Here is a 21,822-nt window from a genome sequence, read left to right as displayed (position 1 = left end):
CCCCGCAGGCACAACCCCAAGACCTGCCGAGTATCGCCCATCCCTGAGGCTTGCCGAAATAAAAAAACCCCGCCGAGGCGGGGTGAAACGAAAGGAGCTTTAACGGATGAAGTAAGAGCTCGTGCTGCGGGTGCTGCGATTTAGAACACGTATTGCGCGCGGACCACAAAACCGTCGCCGTTGTCATCACCGGTGCGTTGGGCCGGGGTCGTGCCGCTGGCGGCGGTAGCGTTGGTGACCTTCTCGGTCTTGGCGTTGAGGTAGGCCGCGGAGATTTTCACCGCTTCGTTGGCGTACCAGTTGACGCCCAGGGTGTGCACCTTGGCTTCGGCATCGCCGACGTCACGGGTCAGGGTGGCGGTGGTGATGTTGTCGTCTTCGACGGTCAGGCTGTCGTAGCGATAGAACACTTCCCAGGCGCCAATCGACTTGTTGGCCGGTTTGATCGCGTCGAACTTGCCGACTTTATAGCCGCGCGATTCACCCGTCAGGGTGTAGGCGCCCTGTACGTAGAAGCCATGGCCCTTGATGTCTTCATAGGCGCTGGCGTCGGCCTTGGTCTTGCGGGTGATGTATTCACCCTGGATCGAGGCCGGACCCATGGCGAAGGCGGCTTCCAGGCCCAACGCGTCGTCACGGTCAAAGGAGCCGGCCGGCGACGAGGAACTGCCACCCAGCACCGGACGGTTGCCGTTGCTGCCCGCATCGTTGCCGCCCAGGGTTTCCACGCCACGCATGCCCATCCGGGTGCGATAACGGGAGTCGAAGGCTGTATCCGAGACATCGCGGGACGCCAGGTTCAGGCCGAAGTGCAAGACGTTGCCGGCTTCGTGCATCGGGGCGAAGACGAAACGCCCGTTGACCTGCTTGACGCTGTTGCCGTCGGTGTCGTCGGTGTCCTTGCTGAATACGCCGGCGGAGGCATAGAACGACTCGGCAAAGGTGCTCGAGGCTTGCAGGCCCAGGCCATTCTGGTGACCGTTGGCCCAGTCGACCATGTCATAGGCCATGTTGCGCTCTGGCGCGGTGACCCACTTGGAGCTGGTGGCCTTTTCCAGGCCGAAGTCCGGGTCAAAACGGCCGACTTTGATCGATACCGGCTTGAAGCCGTTGTAGGCCAGGGACGCTTCGTCGAAGTAACCGTTGTCGGAGTCGCCGGCGTTATGGGCGAAGTCGTAGCTGATGGTGTAGGCCCAGTCGGTGTAGAGCACGCCGGACAGTTCCAGGAAGGCGCGACGGAAGTAGGCCGCATCCGCAGTGTCACCATTTTTGGTGTAAATACCGTCGAACTGGCTGTAGTCCGCCTGCAGGCGGCCACCCAGTTTGAAGCTGAATTCTTTATCGGTGGTTGCGACCTCAAGGCCGCCCTTGGTCTTGACTACGATATCAGCGCCGTCAGAGGTGACGGTGCCAGCGAAAGCCTGGGCGGTCACTGCCATGGCCAGTGCGCTGGCAGCAAAACCGGCGAAGTGCTTACGGATCATCGAAGAGTTCCCCTAATTGGTGGTCTAAAGCTGGAAACACGCGGTTCAGGCCCGCTTGTGTTGGGAGGGAATCTTGGCGAGGGCGTATTGCAGGCAAGTTGCCATTAGATAAAGATTTGATGACAACGGAACTTTTTTACTTCGAAAAGAAATAAATCTGCTACGCGTTGTCGAGCGGGCGGTAAGCCGCGAGATAGGGGGATGGCGAGCGAGGGCAAGCGACAGCCTGCGGTGCGACCGCAGGCTGTGAGGGACGTTTGGCTAGGGCAGGATCAGCGCTTGCGCAGGATCACGCAGCCAATCGAGTAACCGGCGCCAAACGAGCTGAGCACCGCCAGGGAACCGGCTGGCAAATCGTCCTGATGCTTGTGGAAAGCAATCACCGAACCGGCCGAACTGGTGTTGGCATAGGTGTCGAGGATTACCGGTGCCTCTTCTTCCGTGGCTTCGCGGCCCAGCAACTTCTTGACGATCAGGTGGTTCATGCTGAGGTTGGCCTGGTGCAGCCAGAAGCGCTTGACGTCGCTGACGTTCAGGCTGTTTTCCTGCAGATGGCTACCCACCAGCTCCGCGACCATCGGGCAAACATCACGGAACACCTTGCGGCCTTCCTGGACGAACAGCTTGTCGCGGGCACCGATGCCCTCTTGCGCTGCGCGGTTGAGGAAGCCGAAGTTGTTGCGGATGTTATTGGAGAACTTGGTCAACAGCTTGGTGCTGACTACGTCGAACTGGTACGGGGAGGTCGCCAGGTCGGCACGCTCGATGATCACCGCCGTCGCGGCATCGCCAAAGATGAAGTGGCTGTCGCGGTCACGGAAGTTCAGGTGACCGGTGCAGACTTCCGGGTTGACCATCAGGATGGCCCGGGCCTGGCCCAGTTGCACGCTGTTGGCGGCGGCCTGGATGCCGAAGGTGGCCGAGGAACAGGCCACGTTCATGTCAAACCCGAACCCCTGGATGCCCAGGGCCTCCTGGACTTCGATGGCGATGGCCGGGTAGGCGCGCTGCAGGTTGGAACAGGCGACGATCACCCCGTCGATGTCCGCGGCGGTCTTGCCAGCACGTTGCAGGGCTTGTTCGGCAGCGCCGATGGCCATCTGGCAGAGCACCGACCATTCGTCGTTGGAGCGCTCAGGCAGCCGTGGCGCCATGCGCGCGGGGTCGAGAATGCCTTCCTTGTCCATGACAAAGCGGCTCTTGATCCCGGAGGCTTTTTCGATAAAGGCAGCGCTGGACTCGGTCAGCGCCTCGACTTCGCCGCGCTCGATGGCCTGGGCGTTGTCGGCATTGAACTGGGCGACGTAAATATTGAAAGACTGCACCAGCTCTTCGTTGGAGATGCTGTTGGCCGGGGTGTACAGGCCGGTGCCGCTGATGACGACGTTATGCATGGTCGTTTCTCTAATCTGTTCAGGCAGAAAGCATTGGCACCGACGTACCAATACATAAAGGGTCGTGTCCCGTCAGAGGGCATCGACCTGGCGTCGCTTTATTCCGATCCGTCCTGGCCTGCAGACGCGCAAAACCACGGGACCGGCGTTTATAGGCGCGAAGTTTGCCATAAACCTCGGGGTTTGGCCCTATTGGCTGGATCAAACGGCCATCGACCCAACACCTGACCGCGATGAGGCCATCACCTTCAACATCCCTGTCGAAGGTCAGCCCGCTCCCACAAGGAGATCTCAGGGTTCGACCTGGGTCCACTGCTTGTTCAGGCGCTTGTCGGAGATCGGCACCTTGGTCCCCAGTTGCTGGGCAAACAACGACACCCGGTATTCTTCCAGCCACCAGCGGTACAGCTCCAGCTGTGGATCGCGCTTGCCTTCCTGGGCATGTTTGCTGGCGCGGGCCTGGTACTGCGCCCAGAGCGCCGACAATTCGCCGCTCCAGACCCGGTCCTTCTGCACCTGTGCGCCGAGTTTCTCGAAGCGCTGTTCGACGGCCTTGAGGTAGCGCGGCAGCTCCTTGAGCCACACCATCGGGGTTTCCCGGACAAAACCCGGGTACACCAGGTGACTCAACTGTTGCTTGATGTCATTCAAGGCCACCGCTTGCGCCAGGTCGATCTTGCCCTTGAAGCGCTTTTGCAGACCGTGCCACAGCTTGAGAAGCTCCAGGGTCAGCTTCGCCAGGCGCTCGGCATGCTCGGTCCAGCCGCCGCGCTTGCGTTCGGCCAGCGCTGCCAGCCCGGCGCCGTCGCGGGGCAGGCTCGGCTCACCGTCGAGAATGCAACTGTCCAGGCTGGCCAACAGGATGTCTTCGACCAGCGCGTCGATCCGCCCCAGCTCGCGGTACATCAAGCCCAGCTCGGTGAGCCCCGGCAATTTGCCCCGCAGGAACTTCGCCGGCTCCGCCAGTTGCTGCATCAGCAAGCGCTGCAAGGCGCGGCGGTGCTGGAACTCGGCCTCGGCCGGGGTCGAGAAGCGCCCTTCCTTGACCGTGCCCGCCTCTTCGACCAAGGCCGGGTAGACCGTCATCGACAGCCCGGCAATCTTCTGCTGGGTTTGCTGCGCCACGGCGGCGAAGACCTTGGCCTCCACCGGCTGTTGGCTTTTCGCAGTCTGTGGCACCGCCAGGGCCGCCTGGCTGGCTTCGGCAAAACGGGCGGTCAGCTCGGCCAGGTCGCGGCCTTCGCCGAGGAACTTGCCCTGGCCGTCGACAATTTCCAGGTTCATCCGCAGATGGCTTTCCACCTGCTGCGCGGCTTCGGCCCAGGCCTCGTCGCTGACCCGGGCGCCGGTCATGCGCAACAACTCCCGGCCCAGCGCCTGGGGCAGCGAGCCATCGCCAAAAGTGATGCGTTGCAGGGCCGCCCTGACAAAGTCCGGCACCGGCACGAAGTTTTTGCGCAAGGCCTTGGGCAAGTTGCGCACCAGGGCGATGCACTTGGCCTCGATCACCCCCGGCACCAGCCACTCCAGTTGCTCCGGCGGCAGCATCGGCAACAGCGGGGCCGGTACGCGCAGGGTCACGCCATCACGGGGATGGTTGGGTTCGAAGTGGTAACTCAACGGCAGGGTCAGGTCGCCCAGGCGCAGGGTGTCCGGGTAGTGCGCCGCGGTGATTTCGTTGGCCTCGCGCGCCAGCACGTCTTCCTCGCGCATGATCAGCAACTGCGGGTCTTTCTGGCTGTTGACCCGGTACCAGCTGTCGAAGGTCGCGGTCTGGTGAATCTCTGCCGGCAAGCGCGCGTCGTAGAAGGCGAACAGGGTTTCTTCGTCCGCCAGGATGTCGCGCCGGCGAGCCTTGGCTTCCAGTTCATCGAGCTGTTCGAGCAGTTGCGCATTCGCCGTGAGGCACTTGGCCTTGGACTGGATCTCGCCGCGTACCAGGGCTTCGCGGATAAACAGCTCGCGCGATACCAGCGGATCGATCGGCCCGTAATGCACCGGACGGCGACCGACGATAATCAGCCCGAACAAGGTGATCTGCTCGTACGCCACCACCTGCCCACGCTTCTTCTCCCAATGGGGTTCGAAGTGGTTTTTTTTGATCAGGTGCCCGGCCAGCGGTTCGATCCAGTCGGCATCGATCTTGGCCACCATGCGCGCATAGAGTTTGGTGGTCTCCACCAGTTCGGCGGTCATCAGCCATTGCGGGCGCTTCTTGCCCAGGCCCGATGAGGGGTGAATCCAGAACCGCCGCTGGCGGGCGCCAAGGTAGTCGCCCTCCTCGGTTTTCTGGCCGATCTGGCTGAGCAAGCCGGACAACACCGCCTTGTGCAGTTTCGGGTAGTCCGCCGGTTCTTTGTTGAGTGACAGCTGCATGTCGCGGCAGATCAGGCTCAACTGGCGATGGGAGTCACGCCACTCGCGCAGGCGCAGGTAGTTCAGGAAGTTCTTGCGGCACCAGTTGCGCAACGGGCTGGCCGTCAGCGCCTGGCGCTGCTCTTCAAAGCCGCGCCACAGATTGACCAGCCCGGCGAAGTCCGAGTCGACGTCCTTCCATTGCGCGTGGGCCTGATCGGCCGCCTGCTGACGCTCCGGCGGTCGCTCGCGCGGGTCCTGGATCGACATGGCGCTGGCGACGATCAACACTTCCTGGAGGCTGCCCAACCGGGCCGCTTCCAGCAACATGCGGCCCATGCGCGGGTCTACCGGCAGACGCGCCAGTTGCCGGCCCAGCGGCGTCAGCTGACTGTTGCGGTCCACCGCTGACAGTTCCTGCAGCAGGTTGAAGCCGTCGCTGATGGCCTTGCCATCCGGCGGTTCGATAAACGGGAAATCGGTGATCTCGCCCAGGCGCAGATGGAGCATCTGCAGGATCACCGCCGCCAGGTTAGTGCGCAGGATTTCCGGGTCGGTAAATTCCGGCCGGCCGATAAAGTCTTCTTCACTGTACAGGCGAATGCAAATGCCCGGCTCGACTCGCCCGCAGCGACCTTTGCGCTGGTTGGCGCTGGCCTGGGAGATGGCCTCGATCGGCAGGCGCTGGACCTTGGCCCGGTAGCTGTAGCGGCTGATGCGCGCAGTGCCGCTGTCGATCACGTAGCGAATGCCCGGCACCGTCAGCGAGGTTTCCGCGACGTTGGTCGCCAGGACCACGCGCCGCCCCGGGTGCGACTGGAAGATCCGCTGCTGCTCGGCCGGTGACAGGCGAGCATACAGCGGCAGGATTTCAGTGTGCTTGAGCTGGGCCTTGCGCAGCATGTCGGCGGCGTCACGAATCTCTCGCTCGCCGGGCAGGAACACCAGCACGTCACCCGGGCTGCGGCGCTCGCTGCGTTCATGGGCGGCGATTTCATCGAGGGTGGCGAGGATCGCCTGGTCCACCGTCAGGTCGTCTTCGACCCGGTTGCCCTCCTCGTCCTGCTCAAGCGTCAGCGGCCGGTACCAAGTGTCCACCGGGAAGGTACGCCCCGAGACTTCGACAATCGGCGCGTCGTCGAAGTGCTTGGAGAAGCGCTCCAGGTCGATGGTCGCCGAAGTGATGATGACTTTCAGGTCGGGACGGCGCGGCAGCAGGGTTTTCAGGTAACCGAGCAGGAAGTCGATGTTCAGGCTGCGTTCGTGGGCTTCGTCGACGATGATCGTGTCGTAGCGCTCGAGATAGCGGTCGTTCTGGGTTTCCGCCAGCAGGATGCCGTCGGTCATCAGCTTGATCAGGGTGTTGGAATCGCTCTGGTCCTCGAACCGCACCTGATAGCCGACCAGCGCGCCCAGCGGCGTCGCCAGTTCCTCGGCGACCCGGCTGGCGACGCTACGCGCGGCAATCCGCCGGGGCTGGGTGTGCCCGATCAGGCCGTGCTGGCCGCGGCCGATTTCCAGGCAGATCTTCGGCAACTGGGTGGTTTTACCCGAACCGGTTTCCCCGGCGATGATCAGCACCTGGTGCTTTAGCAGCGCTGCCTTGATTTCGTCGCGCTTGGCGGCAATCGGCAAACTGTCGTCGTAACGAATCACCGGCAGGCTGGCACGCCGCGTCAGTACCTGGTCGCAGGACGCTTGCATACGCGTGACCCACAAGGCCAGCTTGGCCTCGTCGGGTTTCTTGCGCAGCTCGAGCAACTGGCGTCGCAGCCGGTGGCGGTCGGCGAGCATGGCGTGGTCGAGGTTGTTCAGCAGTTTGTCGATGGAAGGCGATTCGTCAGTCATCAGGTACGCAAGGGTCGTCTAGTGGCGCAGGGGGGCGATTGTCGCAGATTTGGCGGGGATTGCGGGCGGTTCTGTAGGAGCTGTCGCAGGCTGCGATCTTTTGATCTTCAAAAATCAAGATCAAAAGATCGCAGCCTCGTTTCACTCGACAGCGCCTACAGAGGGGGGGGTCTACTCGTTATCCAACCCCTTGCGCCGATACGGAAACACGTCGATCACCTTGCCCGCGCGAATCGCCTCTTGCAGGCTTTTCCAGTAGTCGGCGTTGTACAGCTCGCCGTGCAGTTGGTCGAACAGCTTGCGTTGCCCGGCGTCGGCGAACAGGAATGGCGGGAACTCTTCGGGGAACACGTCCAGCGGGCCGATGGAGTACCAGGGTTCGGAGGCCATTTCATCTTCCGGGGTGCGCGGCTCTGGGATATGGCGGAAGTTGGCTTCGGTCAGGAAGCAGATTTCGTCGTAGTCATAGAACACCACGCGGCCGTGACGGGTGACGCCAAAGTTCTTGAGCAGCATGTCCCCGGGGAAGATGTTCGCCGCCGCCAGTTGCTTGATCGCCAGCCCGTAGTCTTCCAGCGCTTCACGCACCTGCGCGGGGTTGGTGTTTTCCAGGTACAGGTTCAGTGGCGTCATGCGCCGCTCGGTCCAGCAGTGGCGGATCAGCACCGTGTCGCCTTCCACGGCCACGGTCGAGGCCGCGACCTCGAGCAACTCCTCCAGGCACGCTGGATCAAACTTGCTCAATGGAAAACGAAAGTCGGCGAACTCCTGGGTATCGGCCATGCGCCCGACCCGGTCGACACTTTTCACCAGGCGGTACTTCTCGATCACCGTGGCCCGGTCGACGTTTTTCGACGGCGAAAAACGGTCCTTGATGATCTTGAACACCGTGTTGAAGCCCGGCAGGGTGAACACGCTCATCACCATGCCGCGCACCCCGGGGGCCATGATGAACTGATCATCGGTGTTGGCCAGGTGATTGATCAGCGCCCGATAGAACTCCGACTTGCCGTGTTTGTAGAAGCCAATCGAGGTGTACAGCTCGGCGATGTGCTTGCCCGGCAGGATGCGCTTGAGAAAGCCGATGAACTCCGCCGGCACCGGCACGTCGACCATGAAGTAGGAGCGGGTGAAGGAGAAGATGATCGACACGTCGGCTTCGTCGGTGATCAAGGCATCGATCTGGATCCCCCGGCCCTCGCGGTGCAGCAACGGGATCACCAGCGGCCACTGTTCATCGGCGGTGTAGATGCGTCCCACCAGGTAGGCGCCCTTGTTGCGGTAGAGCACCGAGGAAAACAGCTCGACCGCCAGGTGAGGGTCCTTGCACACCCAGTCGGGCAGGTTCTCGCGCAGTTGTGCTTCGAGCCGGCGCAGGTCTGCGCTAAGGTCGGCGTAGTCCTCGCTGAAGCGGTAGTCGCTAAAGATGCTCGCCAGCATTCCCGACAATTGCCCCTGGGGCTTGTAAGTGCGGGTTTGCGCCGCCCGGGCCCGGCGCAGGCTCGGGCGGGTGGTGTGGATGAACATGCTGCCGTCGCTGATCAGGTCGTGACTGAACAGCCCGCAGAAGGTCGAGTTGTACCAGGTCTCGGACAGTTCATCGTCGAACCGCAGATCGATCAGGCTGATGTAGGCGCTCTTGACCAGTGGCCAGCAACTGACCTCCAGCAAGGTCTCGGCGGCAAAGGCCGCGTGCAGGCGCCCCACCACTTCGTTGACCTTTTCTTCGTAGAGGTTGATCCGTGCCGCCGACGCGACCTGCGCCTCCTGCCATGCCGCCTGTTCGAATCGCGCCCGAGCGCCATCGGTGATCTGGCGAAAATGCTCGCGGTAATCGTCAAAGCCGTCGAGGATCATCTGGGCGATATCGGCGGCGGGCCATGGCTGCGGCATGTGAAGACCTCTGCGAGATGGTACTTATCGTTGGAGCCTGAGCTTAGAGGCCAATTGTCAGGCAACGCAACCATTGCCTTGGCCCTGGCTGACAGCGACACTGGCGCGCTGATTAATCAAGGAACGCGCTGTGAACCCCGTCGATATTCTGCGTTTGTTGGCCCTGGCTGCCATTTGGGGGGCGAGCTTTCTGTTCATGCGCATCATCGCCCCGGTGATCGGTACGGTCCCCACGGCCTTTTTCCGGGTGTCGATTGCCGCCACCGGCTTGCTGCTGATCCTGGCGCTGATGCGCACCCACTGGGATTTTCGCGGCAAGTTCAAGACCGTATTGCTGCTGGGGGTGATCAACTCGGGGATCCCGGCGACCATGTACTCGGTGGCCGCCCAAGTGCTGCCCGCCGGCTACTCGGCGATTTTCAACGCCACCACGCCGTTGATGGGGGTGCTGATCGGCGGCCTGTTTTTCAGCGAACGCCTGAACCTGTCGAAGATGGCCGGGGTTGCGTTGGGCCTGTTTGGCGTGGCCATCCTGACCCGCGCCGGCCCCGTGGCCTTTGACCTGGAGTTGCTGATGGGCGCCCTCGCCTGCCTGCTGGCGACCACCTGCTATGGTTTCGCCGGCTTCCTCGCCCGGCGCTGGCTCGACCAGCAAGGCGGCCTCGACAGCCGCCTCTCGGCCCTGGGCAGCATGCTCGGCGCCACCCTGTTTCTGCTGCCGTTGTTCGGTTACAGCGTGATCAGTCAGCCGCCCGTGAGCTGGGGCGGCTGGAGTGTCTGGTTGTCGTTGCTGGGCCTGGGCCTGGGTTGCACCGCCTTCGCCTACATCCTGTACTTCCGCCTGCTGACGTCCATCGGCCCGGTCAAATCGATGACCGTGACCTTCATGATCCCGCCGTTCGGCGTGCTCTGGGGCGCGCTGTTTCTCGACGAACCGCTGTCGATGGCGCACCTGTATGGCGGTGTGTTGATCTCGGCGGCCTTGTGGATGGTGCTGCGCCCGGCCAGGGTGGCGATCCGTCCTTGAATCGCCTCACCAGGCACTGAAGATTGAAGCATCACCTCGACTGGCGGAACACAAACACCAGGCCCACGATGATCAGTGCCATGCCCAGCAGGCTCAGCATCGCCAGTCGATTACCAAAAATCAGGTAATCCATCACCGCCGTCACCGCCGGCACCAGGTAAAACAGGCTGGTGACGTTGACCAGGTTGCCCCGGGCAATCAGGCGGTACAGCAACAGGGTCGCCAGCAGCGATACCACCAGCCCCATCCACAGCACCGGCACGATGAAGCCGCTGCTGTGTTCGAAGTGGAACGGCTGGAACGGTACGAACACCGCGCACAGCAACAGCCCCGCCAGGTACTGCACCGGCAACGTGCCGAGGGGGTTCTGGGTGATGTGTTTTTGCATGATGGAGCCGACCGTCATGCTCACCAGGGCCAGCAGGCCAAAAAACATCCCGGCCAGTGACATCCCGGCCAGGCCAATCCCCTGGTACACCACCATGATCAGCCCCGCCAGGCCCAACGCCAGGCCGAACATCCGGCGCCAACTGCGCTGGCGCTCCATCAGGACCACGGTGAGGATCGGCTGCACCCCCATGATCGTCGCCATCACCCCCGGGGTGACCTTCAAGTCCAGGGCCAGCAGATAAAAGATCTGATACGCCCCCAACAGCACCAGCCCGGTAGCCGCGGCATACCAGGTCGCTGTGCGCCCCTGGGGTAGCTTGAGCTTGAGCAGCGGCACCAACACCACCAGCCCGCACAAGGCAATGGCAAAGCGGATCAGGAGAAAGGCAAAGGGCGAGGCATGGGCCAGCCCCCATTTGGAGAAAATCGCCCCGCTACTCCAGAGCAGAACGAACAGGCTCGTGGAAGCCGCCGCAAGCGCGGTATTTTTTGAAATGAGCAACATCTAGACCACCTGTCATCAGGCAATAAGCCAATTCAGCCAAGGCTGAAATTCGGTTTTGTTGTGTTCAGGAACGGCGCTGGGAACAGCAGTGAATGCTGATCAGACCGAGCAACCGACACCTGGCGGCGAGACCACCGCGCACACTGGCGTGCGACTGACAGGAGGGGGGTAGTGACTGATCTGCGCAGGCTGCAAATTCCCGCACGGCACGACGCCAGCGTTGACCGCTGAATCGACTACCGCGTTGAGGTGGGATGCAGGCATGGACGGATCTTTTTTCAGGAGAGGAAAGCAGCGGGCTTCACGCCCGACGAGCCCTGACTATAACCAGCGCTCGACATGGATTGCAACAACCTCTTGCAGGCGGCTCGGGCATCGGTTTTGCGGATGGGCGATCAACCGAACAGCCAGTACCCCAGCAACGTCAACACCAGCACCGCCAACACCGGGCGCAGGATGCGGTACAGCTTGGTATTGCGACGTTTCCATTGCTTGAAGACGGCACTGAACCGGTCGCTGGAGTTCTTGCTCCAGGCATACGCCTGGTTGATCCCGCCCACCCGCTCGTCATCCAGGTTCTGCGGTGCGGTGGCGCGGCCCAGCAGGCCACTGACCCAGCGATTGAGACGGGTCATCAGGCGGTTGCTCAACGGCCGCTCGATGTCACAGAACAGAATCACCCGGGTCTGTTCGGTTTCGTTCTTGACCCAGTGCACGTAGGTTTCATCGAACATCACGTCTTCGCCATCGCGCCAGGCATAGGCCTGGCCGTCGACAAAAATGCGGCAGGCGTCGGAGTTCGGCGTGGACAGGCCCAGGTGATAACGCAGGGAGCCGGCGAACGGATCGCGGTGGGGGTTGAGGTGACTGCCACCGGGTAACAGGGCGAACATCGCACCCTTGACGTTGGGGATGCTGTTGACCAGCGCGACGGTCCTGGGGCACAGGGCCTCGGCCGAAGGCAGCGCCTTGTCGTACCACTTGAGGTAAAAACGCTTCCAGCCTTTCTTGAAGAATGAACCGAACCCGGCGTCGTTGTTGTGCTCGGCGGCGCGGATGTAGCCTTCGTCGAACAGGTGCATGGCCTCGTCGCGAATCACTTGCCAGTTGTCCCTGAGCACATCCAGTTCGGCAAACTTGCTGCGGTCCAGGTACGGCTTGGACGGCACTGCGGAAAACAGGTACATCAAGGCGTTATAGGGGGCGAACAAGGCCGAATGGTTGACGAACTGCCGCAAGACCGGCAACCGCGCCTTGCCGCGCAAGTGCACATAGAGGGTGCTGCCCACGAACAGCAGCAACAACGAAGCCTTGGCGGCGAAAGAAAAACTCATGCTACAACTCCTTGAAAAATAACGTCACTGCACAGCGCCATTTACCCGACGCGGCAGGCGGCCATGATACTCACAGCCGGCCTTGCAAAAAATCGCACTTCCTAACATTCAGTATTGAGGTTTGCGCAACAAAGCTAAGTAACACACGCCAGCTGAACCCTGGCTGACCGGGGTCAACCCCAACCACCGCCCCCCCCTCACTCCTTTATTTTTTAACTGTAGGAGCGAGCTTGCTCGCGAAAAAACCTTAACGATAACGCGCACTCTCTGAAGCAACCCATCGCTCGCACCGTCATCGCCAACCCACTCGCCCCTACCCCTACGCCTTACTGCTGATTCTCCTGCTCAGTGAACAGATCACTGAACAGCATGCTCGACAGATAACGCTCACCGGAGTCGGGCAGGATCACCACAATGGTCTTGCCTTGCATTTCCGCAGTCTCGGCCAGGCGCACCGCCACCGCCATCGCCGCGCCACAGGAAATACCACAGAGGATCCCTTCCTCCTGCATCAGGCGCAGGGCCATGGCCTTGGACTCCTCGTCACTGACCAGCTCGACCCGGTCGACGATCGACAGATCAAGGTTTTTCGGCACAAAACCGGCACCGATGCCCTGGATCTTGTGCGGGCTTGGCTTGATTTCTTCACCGGCCATCCATTGAGTGATCACGGGCGAGACCACAGGTTCCACCGCCACCGAAAGAATCGGCTTGCCCTGGGTGTGCTTGATGTAGCGCGAGATGCCGGTAATGGTGCCGCCGGTGCCTACGCCGGCCACCAGCACGTCCACCGCGCCATCGGTGTCGTTCCAGATTTCCGGACCGGTGGTCTTTTCATGGATGGCCGGGTTGGCCGGGTTATCGAACTGCTGCGGCATGAAGTATTGGGTCGGATCGCTGGCAAGGATTTCTGCGGCCTTCTCGATCGCGCCCTTCATGCCCTTGGCCGGCTCGGTCAGGACCAGTTCAGCCCCCAGGGCCTTGAGCACCTTACGCCGCTCGATGCTCATCGAGGCGGGCATGGTCAGCATCAGCTTGTAGCCACGCGCGGCCGCGACGAAAGCCAGGCCGATGCCGGTGTTGCCCGAGGTCGGCTCGACGATGGTCATGCCCGGCTTGAGCTTGCCGGTGCTTTCAGCGTCCCAGATCATGTTCGCGCCGATCCGGCATTTGACCGAGTAACCCGGGTTACGCCCTTCGATCTTGGCCAGGATGGTGACGCCACGCGGCGCGATACGGTTGATCTGCACCAGCGGCGTATTGCCGATGGAATGGGCGTTGTCAGCAAAAATGCGGCTCATGGCTGGGTCCTTGTACAGCGTTGAAGAAGCCTTCAAGGGTATGCCTCGCCCCCTTGGGCGTCCAGTCGAGACGAACGTCTGCGCGCCCACGCAGTCCATCGTTCTATACACCCTGAGCGAGACGCCATGAAACGTCGATACCGTTGGCCCCTCTGGTCGCTGGCCGGCATAACGTTGCTGCTGGTGGCCCTGCACGTCGCCCTGCCCTACCTGGTGCGCGACTACCTGAACGACAAGCTGGCCGAGATGGGCGACTACCGCGGGCAGATCAGCGATGTCGACCTGGCCTTGTGGCGCGGCGCCTACCGGATCAATGGACTGGAAATCGTCAAGGTCCAGGGCAAGGTCCCGGTCCCGTTCGTCAAGGCGCCGCTGATCGACCTGTCCGTCAGTTGGCATTCACTGTGGTACGACCGTGCGGTGGTGGCCAAAGTGCTGTTCGTCAAACCCGAGCTGAACTTCGTCGACGGCGGCAACAAGCAGGCTTCCCAGACCGGTCGTGGCACCGACTGGCGGGCACAACTGGGCAAACTGCTGCCCATCACCCTGGACGAAGTGCGCATCGATAACGGGCGCATCACCTTTCACAACTTCACCTCCAAACCGCCGGTCGACATGCAGGCCACCCAGGTCGATGCCAGCGTGTTCAACCTGACCAACGTGGTCAACGTCAAGGGCCGGCGCGACGCACGCTTCGAGGGCAAGGCCCTGCTGCTGGGGCATGCACCGCTGGAAACCAACGCGACCTTCGACCCCTTGAGCAATTTCGAGGCGTTCGAGTTCCGCCTGCGGGTCAAGGACATCGAACTCAAGCGCATGAACGACTTCGCCGCGGCCTACGGCAAGTTCGACTTCAATGCCGGCCACGGCGACGTGGTCATCGAAGCCCAGGCCAACAAGGGCCAGCTCAAGGGCTATATCAAGCCGCTGCTGCGTGACGTCGACGTGTTCAACTGGCAGCAGGATGTGGCCAACGAAAAGAAAGGCCTCTTCCGTTCGGTCTGGGAGGCATTGGTCGGCACCACTGAAACCGTGCTCAAGAATCAACCGAAAAACCAGTTCGCCACCCGGGTCGAACTCAGTGGCAGCGTGCATAAACAGGACATCAGCGCCTTCCAGGCCTTCCTGCAGATTCTGCGTAACGGCTTCATCAAGGCTTTTAATGCACGATACGAGCAGCCCAAGCCGTCGGCTGACTGAGTCACCATGTGACGCCCCATTCAGAGACTGAATAAGCCGTCTGCGTTCACAGTCGACCGGGCGCCGCGTTATAGTCGGGCATATGCTCTCTTTCCCCCGCCCTGCCCGGCGCAGGTCGGCGCTACTGTTCGAGGAATTACCGATGAAGTTCGAAGGCACCCGCGCATACGTCGCCACCGATGACCTGAAGCTGGCGGTCAACGCCGCCATCACCCTGGAGCGGCCACTGCTGGTCAAGGGTGAGCCGGGCACCGGCAAGACCATGCTGGCCGAGCAACTGGCCGAATCCTTCGGCGTGCGCCTGATCACCTGGCACATCAAGTCCACCACCAAGGCCCACCAGGGCCTGTACGAGTACGACGCGGTCAGCCGCCTGCGCGATTCCCAGCTGGGCGTGGACAAGGTCCATGACATCCGCAACTACCTGAAGAAGGGCAAGCTGTGGGAAGCCTTCGAGTCGGATGAGCGGGTGATCCTGCTGATCGACGAAATCGACAAGGCCGACATCGAATTCCCCAACGACCTGCTGCAAGAACTCGACAAGATGGAGTTCTACGTCTACGAAATCGACGAGACCATCAAGGCCAAGCAACGGCCGATCATCATCATTACCTCCAACAACGAAAAAGAGCTGCCGGACGCCTTCCTGCGCCGCTGCTTCTTCCACTACATCGCCTTCCCGGACCGCACCACCCTGCAGAAGATCGTCGACGTGCACTACCCGGACATCAAGAAAGACCTGGTCAGCGAAGCGCTGGACGTGTTCTTCGACGTGCGCAAGGTGCCGGGGCTGAAGAAAAAGCCGTCGACCTCGGAACTGGTGGACTGGCTCAAGCTGCTGATGGCCGACAACATCGGCGAAGCGGTGCTGCGCGAACGCGATCCGACCAAGGCCATCCCGCCACTGGCCGGGGCCCTGGTGAAGAACGAGCAGGACGTGCAGTTGCTCGAGCGCCTGGCGTTCATGAGCCGTCGCGGCACCCGCTAAGAGGCTGCTGCCATGCTGCTCAACCTGTTCAATGAAATGCGCGCGGCCAAGGTTCCGGTCTCGGTGCGCGAACTGCTGGACCTGATCAACGCGCTGAAACAGCGCGTGACCTTCGCCGACATGGACGAGTTCTACTACCTGGCGCGGGCGATCCTGGTCAAGGACGAACGGCATTTCGACAAGTTCGACCGGGCGTTCGGCGCCTACTTCAATGGCTTGGAAAAACTCGACGACCACCTTCAGGCGCTGATTCCCGAAGACTGGTTGCGCAAGGAGTTCGAGCGTTCCCTCAGCGATGAGGAGCGCGCGCAGATCCAGTCCCTGGGCGGCCTGGACAAGCTGATCGAAGAATTCAAGAAACGCCTCGAAGAACAGAAGGAACGCCATGCCGGCGGCAACAAATGGATCGGCACCGGCGGCACCAGCCCGTTCGGCTCCGGTGGCTTCAACCCCGAAGGGATCCGGGTCGGCGATGCCGGCAAGCGCCAGGGCAAGGCGGTGAAGGTATGGGATCAGCGCGAGTACAAGAACCTCGACGACTCGGTGGAACTGGGCACTCGCAACATCAAGGTGGCCCTGCGCCGGTTGCGTAAATTCGCGCGCCAGGGTGCAGCGGAAGAGCTGGACATCGATGGCACCATCGACCACACCGCGCGCGATGCCGGACTGCTGAACATCCAGATGCGGCCGGAGCGGCGCAACACCGTGAAGCTGTTGCTGCTGTTCGACATCGGCGGCTCGATGGACGCCCACGTGAAGACCTGCGAGGAGCTGTTCTCGGCCTGCAAGACCGAGTTCAAGCACCTGGAGTACTACTACTTCCACAACTTCGTTTATGAGTCGGTGTGGAAGAACAACATGCGCCGCACCTCCGAGCGCACCTCGACCCAGGACCTGCTGCACAAGTACGGCGCCGACTACAAAGTGATCTTCATCGGCGACGCCGCCATGGCGCCCTATGAAATCACCCAGGCCGGTGGCAGTGTCGAACACTGGAACGAAGAGCCGGGTTACGTGTGGATGCAGCGTTTCATGGAGAAGTACAAGAAGCTCATCTGGATCAACCCCTACCCCAAAGATACGTGGGGCTATACCTCCTCGACCAACATCGTGCGCGACTTGATCGAGGACCAGATGTATCCGCTGACCTTGCGTGGGCTGGAAGAAGGGATGCGGTTTCTTTCCAAATGACCGTTTAACGCTCGGACGGATCGCCGCCTGCTCCGGGCGCCGTTCCGACGATGGCGGTGGGTCAGGCACCGGCGAGGTTGAATGTTCTGGCCCCATCGCGGCATAGGTATCTACACAACTGTGGTGCGACCAGGATGTTGGATCCTGGTCCGAGTACATATCCATTCTTGCGGTAACGGCCTCCTATGGTTCCGCCTGACGGCGGCTCACTTTTGAACAGCGCAAAAGTAAGCAAAACGCTCTTACCCCACCACTCGGTGCCTCGCTTAGGCTCGGCATGCCCGTACTCCGACATTGATTTGGGGGGCCGCCGCAATGGGCCATCCCTGGCCCAGTGCGGCTAACCCGGCGTCCTGCCGGTTTACCCCCCAAATCAATATCGGATTCCGGCCAGCGTGGTTAACGGGGCGCCCAGGATCAAAAACAAAGCGAGGCGGCCTAAGAGCCGACCTGATCATTGGGGCATGCGCGGTGTAGCTTCTACTTCCTAAGACACTGACGAAGTCAGCCATCTTTTGATCTGGCTCTGGTTCTGGCTCTTGATCCTGGGCGCCCCGTTAACCACGCTGGCCGAACGCAGGCTGGAATCCGTGGGTAACCCGGCAGGACGCCGGGTTAGCCGCCCCGCGCCATGGATGGCGCGGGGCGGCGGCCCACGGATTCAAGCCGGAGTGAGGGAACACCGAGCCCAAGCGAGGTGCCGAGTGGTGGGGCAAGAGCCTTTTGCTTACTTTTGGGCTCCTCCAAAAGTGAGCCGCCGTCAGGGCGGAACCATAGGTGGCCGTTACCGCAAGAATGGATATGTACTCGGCCTAATCCAACACCCCGGTCGGCCCAGCAGAGGCCACCACGGGACCAAGCTCCCTCGCCACAGTCCGCTACTAAAGTTGCGTAGATACCGATGCTCATCGCGGGCAAGCCCGCTCCCACAGGGGCAATCCATACACCCGTAAACACAGGCCGGCCGGTAGGCCGCCTCGCCCGCCCTTACCACTCAGGCCGACCGGCAGGATATGGCCACAAAGCCAAGATCAAAAGATCGCAGCCTTCGGCAGCTCCCACCCTGTCTCTCGCTGCCAAGCCTACGATCACCTGAACCGCTGCAGCAATTCCCGGTGCTGGCGATGCGCGGTCTCCTGCAGCACCGGCGCCAGTCGCACCGACTGCCCCGGCAGGCACTGCGCCAAGCGGGCCAGGGCCAGTGGCGTCAGCGCCCCCAACCGTGGATAACCGCCAATGGTCTGCCGGTCATTGAGCAACACGATCGGCTGCCCGTCTGGTGGCACCTGCACCGCCCCCAGCGGGATGCCTTCGGAAATCATCGGCCGGCCCTGGTACTGCAAGGCCGGGCCCAGCAAGCGCATGCCCATGCGGTCGGCGCGGGTGTCCAGGGTCCAGGCGCTGTTGAAGGCATCGAACAGGCTTTGCCCACTGAACTCGCCATGTTGCGCACCGAGTACCAGGTCCAGCACAGGCGCACGAGCGAAGTCCGGGCGCTGTTCGCGCGGCACTTCGCACAGCGTCGCCGCCGGCCCGGCGTAACTCAGTTCGGCGCCTTTGGCCAACGGGCGACCGAAGCCATCCAGCCCCCCCAGCGCCTCGCGCACCACGGTGGCGCAACTGCCCAACACCGGCGGCGCAGCGAAGCCACCGGGTGCTGCCAGATAAGCCCGCGCCCCCAGCAGCGGTTGGGTGAACTGCAAGCGCTGGCCCTTGCGCAGGACAAAGCTGCGCCACGGGGCCAGGGGCTGGCCGTCCAGCAACGCGCCGAGGTCGGCGCCCGCCAGTGCCAGGCAACACTCGTCCTGCGCCTGCAGGGTCAAGCCGCCGAGGGTCACCTCGATCACCGCCGCGTCCAGCGAGTTGCCCAGCAGACGGTTGGCCCAGGACATCGACAGCCAGTCCGCCGCCCCGCCCTGGGTCACGCCCAGGTGACGCACGCCGAAGCGCCCGGCATCCTGCAACAGGCACAGCGCGGTGCTGGCCTCAATGCTCAAGCGGCTCATGCCGATACCTCCAGCGGGGTGTCATCGCCACCCAGGTTGACGAACTCGGCGTGGCTGACCGCCGCGAAACGCACGGTATCGCCCGGCTGCATCAGGCTGTAGCCCTCGCGCCCACGGTCGAACAGTCTGGCCGGGGTGCGGCCAATCAGGTTCCAGCCCCCTGGCGAGACCACCGGATAGGCCGCCGTCTGGCGCTCGGCGATCCCGACGCTGCCGGCCGCCACCCGCTTGCGCGGGGTATTGAGGCGCGGCGCGGCCAGCACTTCTTCCACCAGGCCCATGAAAGCAAAGCCCGGGGCAAACCCGAGGGCGAACACCTGATACTCGCGCTCACTGTGGCGACGGATCACCTCGTCCACCGCCAAGCCACTGCGCTGCGCCAGCAGGCTCAGTTCCGGGCCGACACTGGGGTGGTACCAGACCGGCAGCACATGACACTGACCACTGGCCTGGGCATCCGGCGTCAGACCGTTGAGGGCCTGGGCAATCCGCTCCCGAGCCTGGGCCGGGGTCAGGGCGAGCAGGTCGTAATGCACCATCAAGGTGGTGTAGGACGGCACCAGGTCGATCAGGTGCCCGGCGAAACTTTCCCGCAGCCGCGCAGCGGCGGCGAGCATCCACGGCATGTTGCTTTCGGCGATTTCATCAAACAGACGGACCATCAGGCAGTCGATCGCCACCACTTCAACCCGTGGTTTCATGATGGGCTCTGCTGATTCAAGGCCTCGCGGATACGCTGCACGGCTGCCACCGAACTGGCGTTGTCACCGTGCACGCACAGGGTGTTGGCCTGCAGCAACAAAGGGCTGCCGTCGCTGGCGAGCAACTCCGCGCCACGGGCAATGATCAACGCCTGCTCGATGATTTTTTCCCCATCGTGATGCACCGCGCCTGGCAACTGCCGCGACACCAGGTGCCCGGCGCTGTCATAGGCACGGTCGGCGAAGGCTTCGAACCACAGCGTCACCCCGTACTCATCACCCAGTGCCTGGGCAGCGCGGTTGTCACGGGTCGCCATGAGCATCAGCGGCAGTTGCCGGTCGTAGGCCGCGACGGCCTGAATCACTGCGCGCAACTGCGCCGGGTTGGCCATCATGTCGTTGTACATCGCCCCGTGGGGTTTGACGTAGCTCACGCGTGCGCCCTGGGCACGGCAGATACCGTCCAGCGCGCCGATCTGATAGTGCAGCAGGTCCTGGATTTCCTGGGCACTGTAGGCCATGGACCGGCGACCAAACCCTTGCAGGTCCTGATAGGCCGGATGGGCGCCGACCCGCACGCCATGGCTCAGGGCCAGGCTGACGGTCTTGCGCATGATGCTGGGGTCGCCGGCATGGAAACCGCAGGCGACGTTGGCGCAATCAATGAACGGCATCACCTCGGCATCCAGACCCATGGTCCAGCTGCCAAAGCTTTCGCCGATATCGCAGTTCAGTAACAGGCGGCTCACGGTGAGTGCTCCTGTGAATTTTTATCGTTTTGACCACGGGGCTTCGAACAGCCCCGCAGAGTAGCAGTTACTGCGCGTCGAGTTGCTTGCCACGGGTTTCCGGCAGGCTCAGGGCCGCCAGGATCACCACGCCGTAGGACACCGCCGCGAACGCACCGATCCCCACACTCAGTGGCACGCTCTGGCTGAGCAGGCCGATCAGCAGCGGGAACAACGCCGCCAGCGCCCGCCCCACGTTGTAGCAAAAGCCCTGGCCCGAACCACGGATCCGGGTCGGGAACAGCTCGGTGAGAAAGGCCCCCATGCCGCTGAAGATACCCGAGGCAAAAAAGCCCAGGGGAAAGCCCAGCCACAGCATCACGCCATTGCTGACCGGCAACTGGGTGTAGAGCAGGACAATGGTGAACGAGCCGACTGCGAACAGAATGAAGTTCTTCTTGCGCCCCAGAATATCGGTCAGGTAGGCGCTGATCACATAACCGACGTAGGAGCCGACAATCACCATGGCCAGGTAACCGCCGGTGCCGAGCACGCTCAAGCCACGTTCGTTTTTCAGGAAGGTCGGCAACCAGGACGTGATTGCGTAGTACCCGCCCAGGGCACCGGTGGTCAGCAACGAGGCGCGAATTGTGGTGCTGAGCATGCCGGGGGCGAAGATCTCGTAGAACTTCGACGGGTTGCTCGGCTCCTGGCGGGCCTTGGCTTCACGGTAGATTTCCGGGTCCTTGACCAGGCGACGGACGAAGATCACGAACACCGCGGGCACGATGCCCAGCAGGAACAGCGCGCGCCAGGCATCTTCGGGCGGCAGCAGGGAAAACAGAATGGCGTAGAGGATCGCCGTCAGGCCCCATCCCAGGGCCCAGCCCGATTGCACCATGCCCACCGCCTTGCCGCGGTCCTTGGCGCGAATCACTTCGCCGATCAGTACCGCGCCCGCGGTCCATTCACCCCCGAAGCCGAAGCCCATCAGGGTCCGGGCGATCAACAGTTGTTCGTAGTTTTGCGCGAAGCCGCAGAGGAAGGTGAAGAAGGCGAACCACAGCACGGTGAGTTGCAAGGTGCGCACCCGGCCGATGCGGTCGGAGAGGATCCCGGCGACCCAGCCACCGATGGCCGAGGCGATCAGGGTGCTGGTGTGGATCAAGCCGGCTTCGCCGGTGGTGATGCCCCACATCGCGATGAGCGTCGGCACCACGAAGCTGAGCATCTGGGTGTCCATGCCATCCAGGCCATAACCGATCTTGCAGCTCCAGAAGGTACGGCGCTCTTGCTGGTTGATGTTGCGATACCAGTCAAAGGGACCGGGGCGGCTGCCGACCGGGGTCTGGACAGCGTCGGTCGTGTCGGGCGCACTCATGGCGAATCTCCGCGTAATTTTTATTGGTATTGTTCTGAGCCGCTACGACGCATATCGTGGGCTCTGGCGCATTTTTCGACGACGGCGCCCTGCCCG

16 protein-coding genes are annotated in these 21,822 nt (G+C 62.4%); 4 read left to right on the top strand and 12 right to left on the bottom strand.

Going from position 1 to position 21,822, the window contains the following annotated elements; translation table 11 throughout:
• Window positions 1–140: 140 nt before the first annotated feature.
• The 4 genes from AACY45_RS21440 to aceK all read right to left on the bottom strand — a co-directional run bounded on the left by AACY45_RS21440 (window position 141) and on the right by aceK (window position 8,974).
• Window positions 141–1,484, bottom strand: coding sequence for an OprO/OprP family phosphate-selective porin (locus AACY45_RS21440; RefSeq protein ID WP_339547270.1), 1,344 nt, complete (start codon window positions 1,482–1,484; stop codon window positions 141–143).
• 272 nt (window positions 1,485–1,756) lie between these two features.
• The gene (locus AACY45_RS21435; protein WP_339547269.1) at window positions 1,757–2,878 is read right to left on the bottom strand and encodes a beta-ketoacyl-ACP synthase III; all 1,122 of its coding nucleotides are present in this window, start codon (window positions 2,876–2,878) and stop codon (window positions 1,757–1,759) included.
• A 291-nt stretch (window positions 2,879–3,169) separates the two neighbouring features.
• A complete protein-coding gene (hrpA, locus tag AACY45_RS21430; protein ID WP_339547268.1) occupies window positions 3,170–7,081 on the bottom strand; it encodes an ATP-dependent RNA helicase HrpA in 3,912 nt (1,303 codons plus the stop codon).
• 171 nt (window positions 7,082–7,252) lie between these two features.
• Window positions 7,253–8,974 carry a bifunctional isocitrate dehydrogenase kinase/phosphatase gene (gene aceK, locus AACY45_RS21425; RefSeq protein WP_339547267.1) on the bottom strand — a complete coding sequence of 574 codons (1,722 nt, stop codon included), beginning with the start codon at window positions 8,972–8,974 and terminating at the stop codon, window positions 7,253–7,255.
• A 130-nt stretch (window positions 8,975–9,104) separates the two neighbouring features.
• On the opposite strand from aceK, the gene AACY45_RS21420 reads away from it, so the two are divergent.
• The gene (locus tag AACY45_RS21420; protein WP_339547266.1) at window positions 9,105–10,001 is read left to right on the top strand and encodes a DMT family transporter; all 897 of its coding nucleotides are present in this window, start codon (window positions 9,105–9,107) and stop codon (window positions 9,999–10,001) included.
• Window positions 10,002–10,032: 31 nt separating this feature from the next.
• Here AACY45_RS21420 and AACY45_RS21415 read toward each other — a convergent pair whose 3' ends face one another.
• The 4 genes from AACY45_RS21415 to cysK form a co-directional block, all read right to left on the bottom strand.
• Window positions 10,033–10,896 carry a DMT family transporter gene (locus AACY45_RS21415; protein ID WP_339547265.1) on the bottom strand — a complete coding sequence of 288 codons (864 nt, stop codon included), beginning with the start codon at window positions 10,894–10,896 and terminating at the stop codon, window positions 10,033–10,035.
• Window positions 10,897–10,995: 99 nt separating this feature from the next.
• Window positions 10,996–11,160: a hypothetical protein gene (locus AACY45_RS21410; protein ID WP_339547264.1), complete on the bottom strand. Its 165-nt coding sequence runs from the start codon at window positions 11,158–11,160 to the stop codon at window positions 10,996–10,998.
• A gap of 131 nt (window positions 11,161–11,291) precedes the next feature.
• The gene (locus AACY45_RS21405; protein ID WP_339547263.1) at window positions 11,292–12,230 is read right to left on the bottom strand and encodes an aspartyl/asparaginyl beta-hydroxylase domain-containing protein; all 939 of its coding nucleotides are present in this window, start codon (window positions 12,228–12,230) and stop codon (window positions 11,292–11,294) included.
• A 326-nt stretch (window positions 12,231–12,556) separates the two neighbouring features.
• A complete protein-coding gene (gene cysK, locus AACY45_RS21400) occupies window positions 12,557–13,531 on the bottom strand; it encodes a cysteine synthase A (RefSeq protein ID WP_339547262.1) in 975 nt (324 codons plus the stop codon).
• 126 nt (window positions 13,532–13,657) lie between these two features.
• Here cysK and AACY45_RS21395 point away from each other — a divergent pair, with 126 nt between their 5' ends.
• The 3 genes from AACY45_RS21395 to AACY45_RS21385 all read left to right on the top strand — a co-directional run bounded on the left by AACY45_RS21395 (window position 13,658) and on the right by AACY45_RS21385 (window position 16,910).
• Window positions 13,658–14,731, top strand: coding sequence for a DUF748 domain-containing protein (locus tag AACY45_RS21395; RefSeq protein ID WP_339547261.1), 1,074 nt, complete (start codon window positions 13,658–13,660; stop codon window positions 14,729–14,731).
• A gap of 142 nt (window positions 14,732–14,873) precedes the next feature.
• Window positions 14,874–15,719 (top strand): AAA family ATPase, encoded by an 846-nt coding sequence (locus AACY45_RS21390; RefSeq protein WP_339547260.1) that lies wholly within the window; start codon window positions 14,874–14,876, stop codon window positions 15,717–15,719.
• 12 nt (window positions 15,720–15,731) lie between these two features.
• A complete protein-coding gene (locus tag AACY45_RS21385; RefSeq protein WP_339547259.1) occupies window positions 15,732–16,910 on the top strand; it encodes a vWA domain-containing protein in 1,179 nt (392 codons plus the stop codon).
• A 1,088-nt stretch (window positions 16,911–17,998) separates the two neighbouring features.
• Here the strand turns inward: AACY45_RS21385 and AACY45_RS21380 are convergent.
• From AACY45_RS21380 to AACY45_RS21365, 4 genes are all read right to left on the bottom strand, one after another.
• Entirely contained in the window at window positions 17,999–18,916 is a 918-nt protein-coding gene (locus tag AACY45_RS21380; RefSeq protein WP_339547258.1) for a 5-oxoprolinase subunit C family protein, read from the bottom strand.
• Entirely contained in the window at window positions 18,913–19,617 is a 705-nt protein-coding gene (gene pxpB, locus AACY45_RS21375) for a 5-oxoprolinase subunit PxpB (RefSeq protein WP_339547257.1), read from the bottom strand. Before pxpB ends, AACY45_RS21380 begins: the two co-directional genes overlap by 4 nt.
• Entirely contained in the window at window positions 19,614–20,366 is a 753-nt protein-coding gene (locus AACY45_RS21370) for a 5-oxoprolinase subunit PxpA (RefSeq protein ID WP_339547256.1), read from the bottom strand. The genes pxpB and AACY45_RS21370 overlap by 4 nt, the downstream gene beginning before the upstream one ends.
• A gap of 67 nt (window positions 20,367–20,433) precedes the next feature.
• On the bottom strand, window positions 20,434–21,726 hold the full coding sequence (locus tag AACY45_RS21365; RefSeq protein WP_339547255.1) for an MFS transporter: 1,293 nt from the start codon (window positions 21,724–21,726) through the stop codon (window positions 20,434–20,436).
• Between the last annotated feature and the right edge of the window lie 96 nt (window positions 21,727–21,822).

The sequence above is a fragment of the Pseudomonas sp. RA_35y_Pfl2_P32 genome, from assembly GCF_963970735.1.
Lineage (GTDB): Bacteria > Pseudomonadota > Gammaproteobacteria > Pseudomonadales > Pseudomonadaceae > Aquipseudomonas.
This window is presented reverse-complemented; position numbering and strand designations above follow the sequence as displayed.

Excerpts from the sequence above, each read along its gene's own strand:
- AACY45_RS21395 (WP_339547261.1), top strand. The coding sequence starts at position 13,658 with ATGAAACGTCGATACCGTTGGCCCCTCTGGTCGCTGGCCGGCATAACG.
- AACY45_RS21365 (WP_339547255.1), bottom strand. The coding sequence starts at position 21,726 with ATGAGTGCGCCCGACACGACCGACGCTGTCCAGACCCCGGTCGGCAGC.
- AACY45_RS21405 (WP_339547263.1), bottom strand. The coding sequence starts at position 12,230 with ATGAGTTTTTCTTTCGCCGCCAAGGCTTCGTTGTTGCTGCTGTTCGTG.
- AACY45_RS21385 (WP_339547259.1), top strand. The coding sequence starts at position 15,732 with ATGCTGCTCAACCTGTTCAATGAAATGCGCGCGGCCAAGGTTCCGGTC.
- AACY45_RS21380 (WP_339547258.1), bottom strand. The coding sequence starts at position 18,916 with ATGAGCCGCTTGAGCATTGAGGCCAGCACCGCGCTGTGCCTGTTGCAG.
- AACY45_RS21390 (WP_339547260.1), top strand. The coding sequence starts at position 14,874 with ATGAAGTTCGAAGGCACCCGCGCATACGTCGCCACCGATGACCTGAAG.
- AACY45_RS21410 (WP_339547264.1), bottom strand. The coding sequence starts at position 11,160 with ATGCCTGCATCCCACCTCAACGCGGTAGTCGATTCAGCGGTCAACGCT.
- hrpA (WP_339547268.1), bottom strand. The coding sequence starts at position 7,081 with ATGACTGACGAATCGCCTTCCATCGACAAACTGCTGAACAACCTCGAC.
- cysK (WP_339547262.1), bottom strand. The coding sequence starts at position 13,531 with ATGAGCCGCATTTTTGCTGACAACGCCCATTCCATCGGCAATACGCCG.
- AACY45_RS21435 (WP_339547269.1), bottom strand. The coding sequence starts at position 2,878 with ATGCATAACGTCGTCATCAGCGGCACCGGCCTGTACACCCCGGCCAAC.
- AACY45_RS21415 (WP_339547265.1), bottom strand. The coding sequence starts at position 10,896 with ATGTTGCTCATTTCAAAAAATACCGCGCTTGCGGCGGCTTCCACGAGC.
- AACY45_RS21440 (WP_339547270.1), bottom strand. The coding sequence starts at position 1,484 with ATGATCCGTAAGCACTTCGCCGGTTTTGCTGCCAGCGCACTGGCCATG.
- aceK (WP_339547267.1), bottom strand. The coding sequence starts at position 8,974 with ATGCCGCAGCCATGGCCCGCCGCCGATATCGCCCAGATGATCCTCGAC.
- pxpB (WP_339547257.1), bottom strand. The coding sequence starts at position 19,617 with ATGAAACCACGGGTTGAAGTGGTGGCGATCGACTGCCTGATGGTCCGT.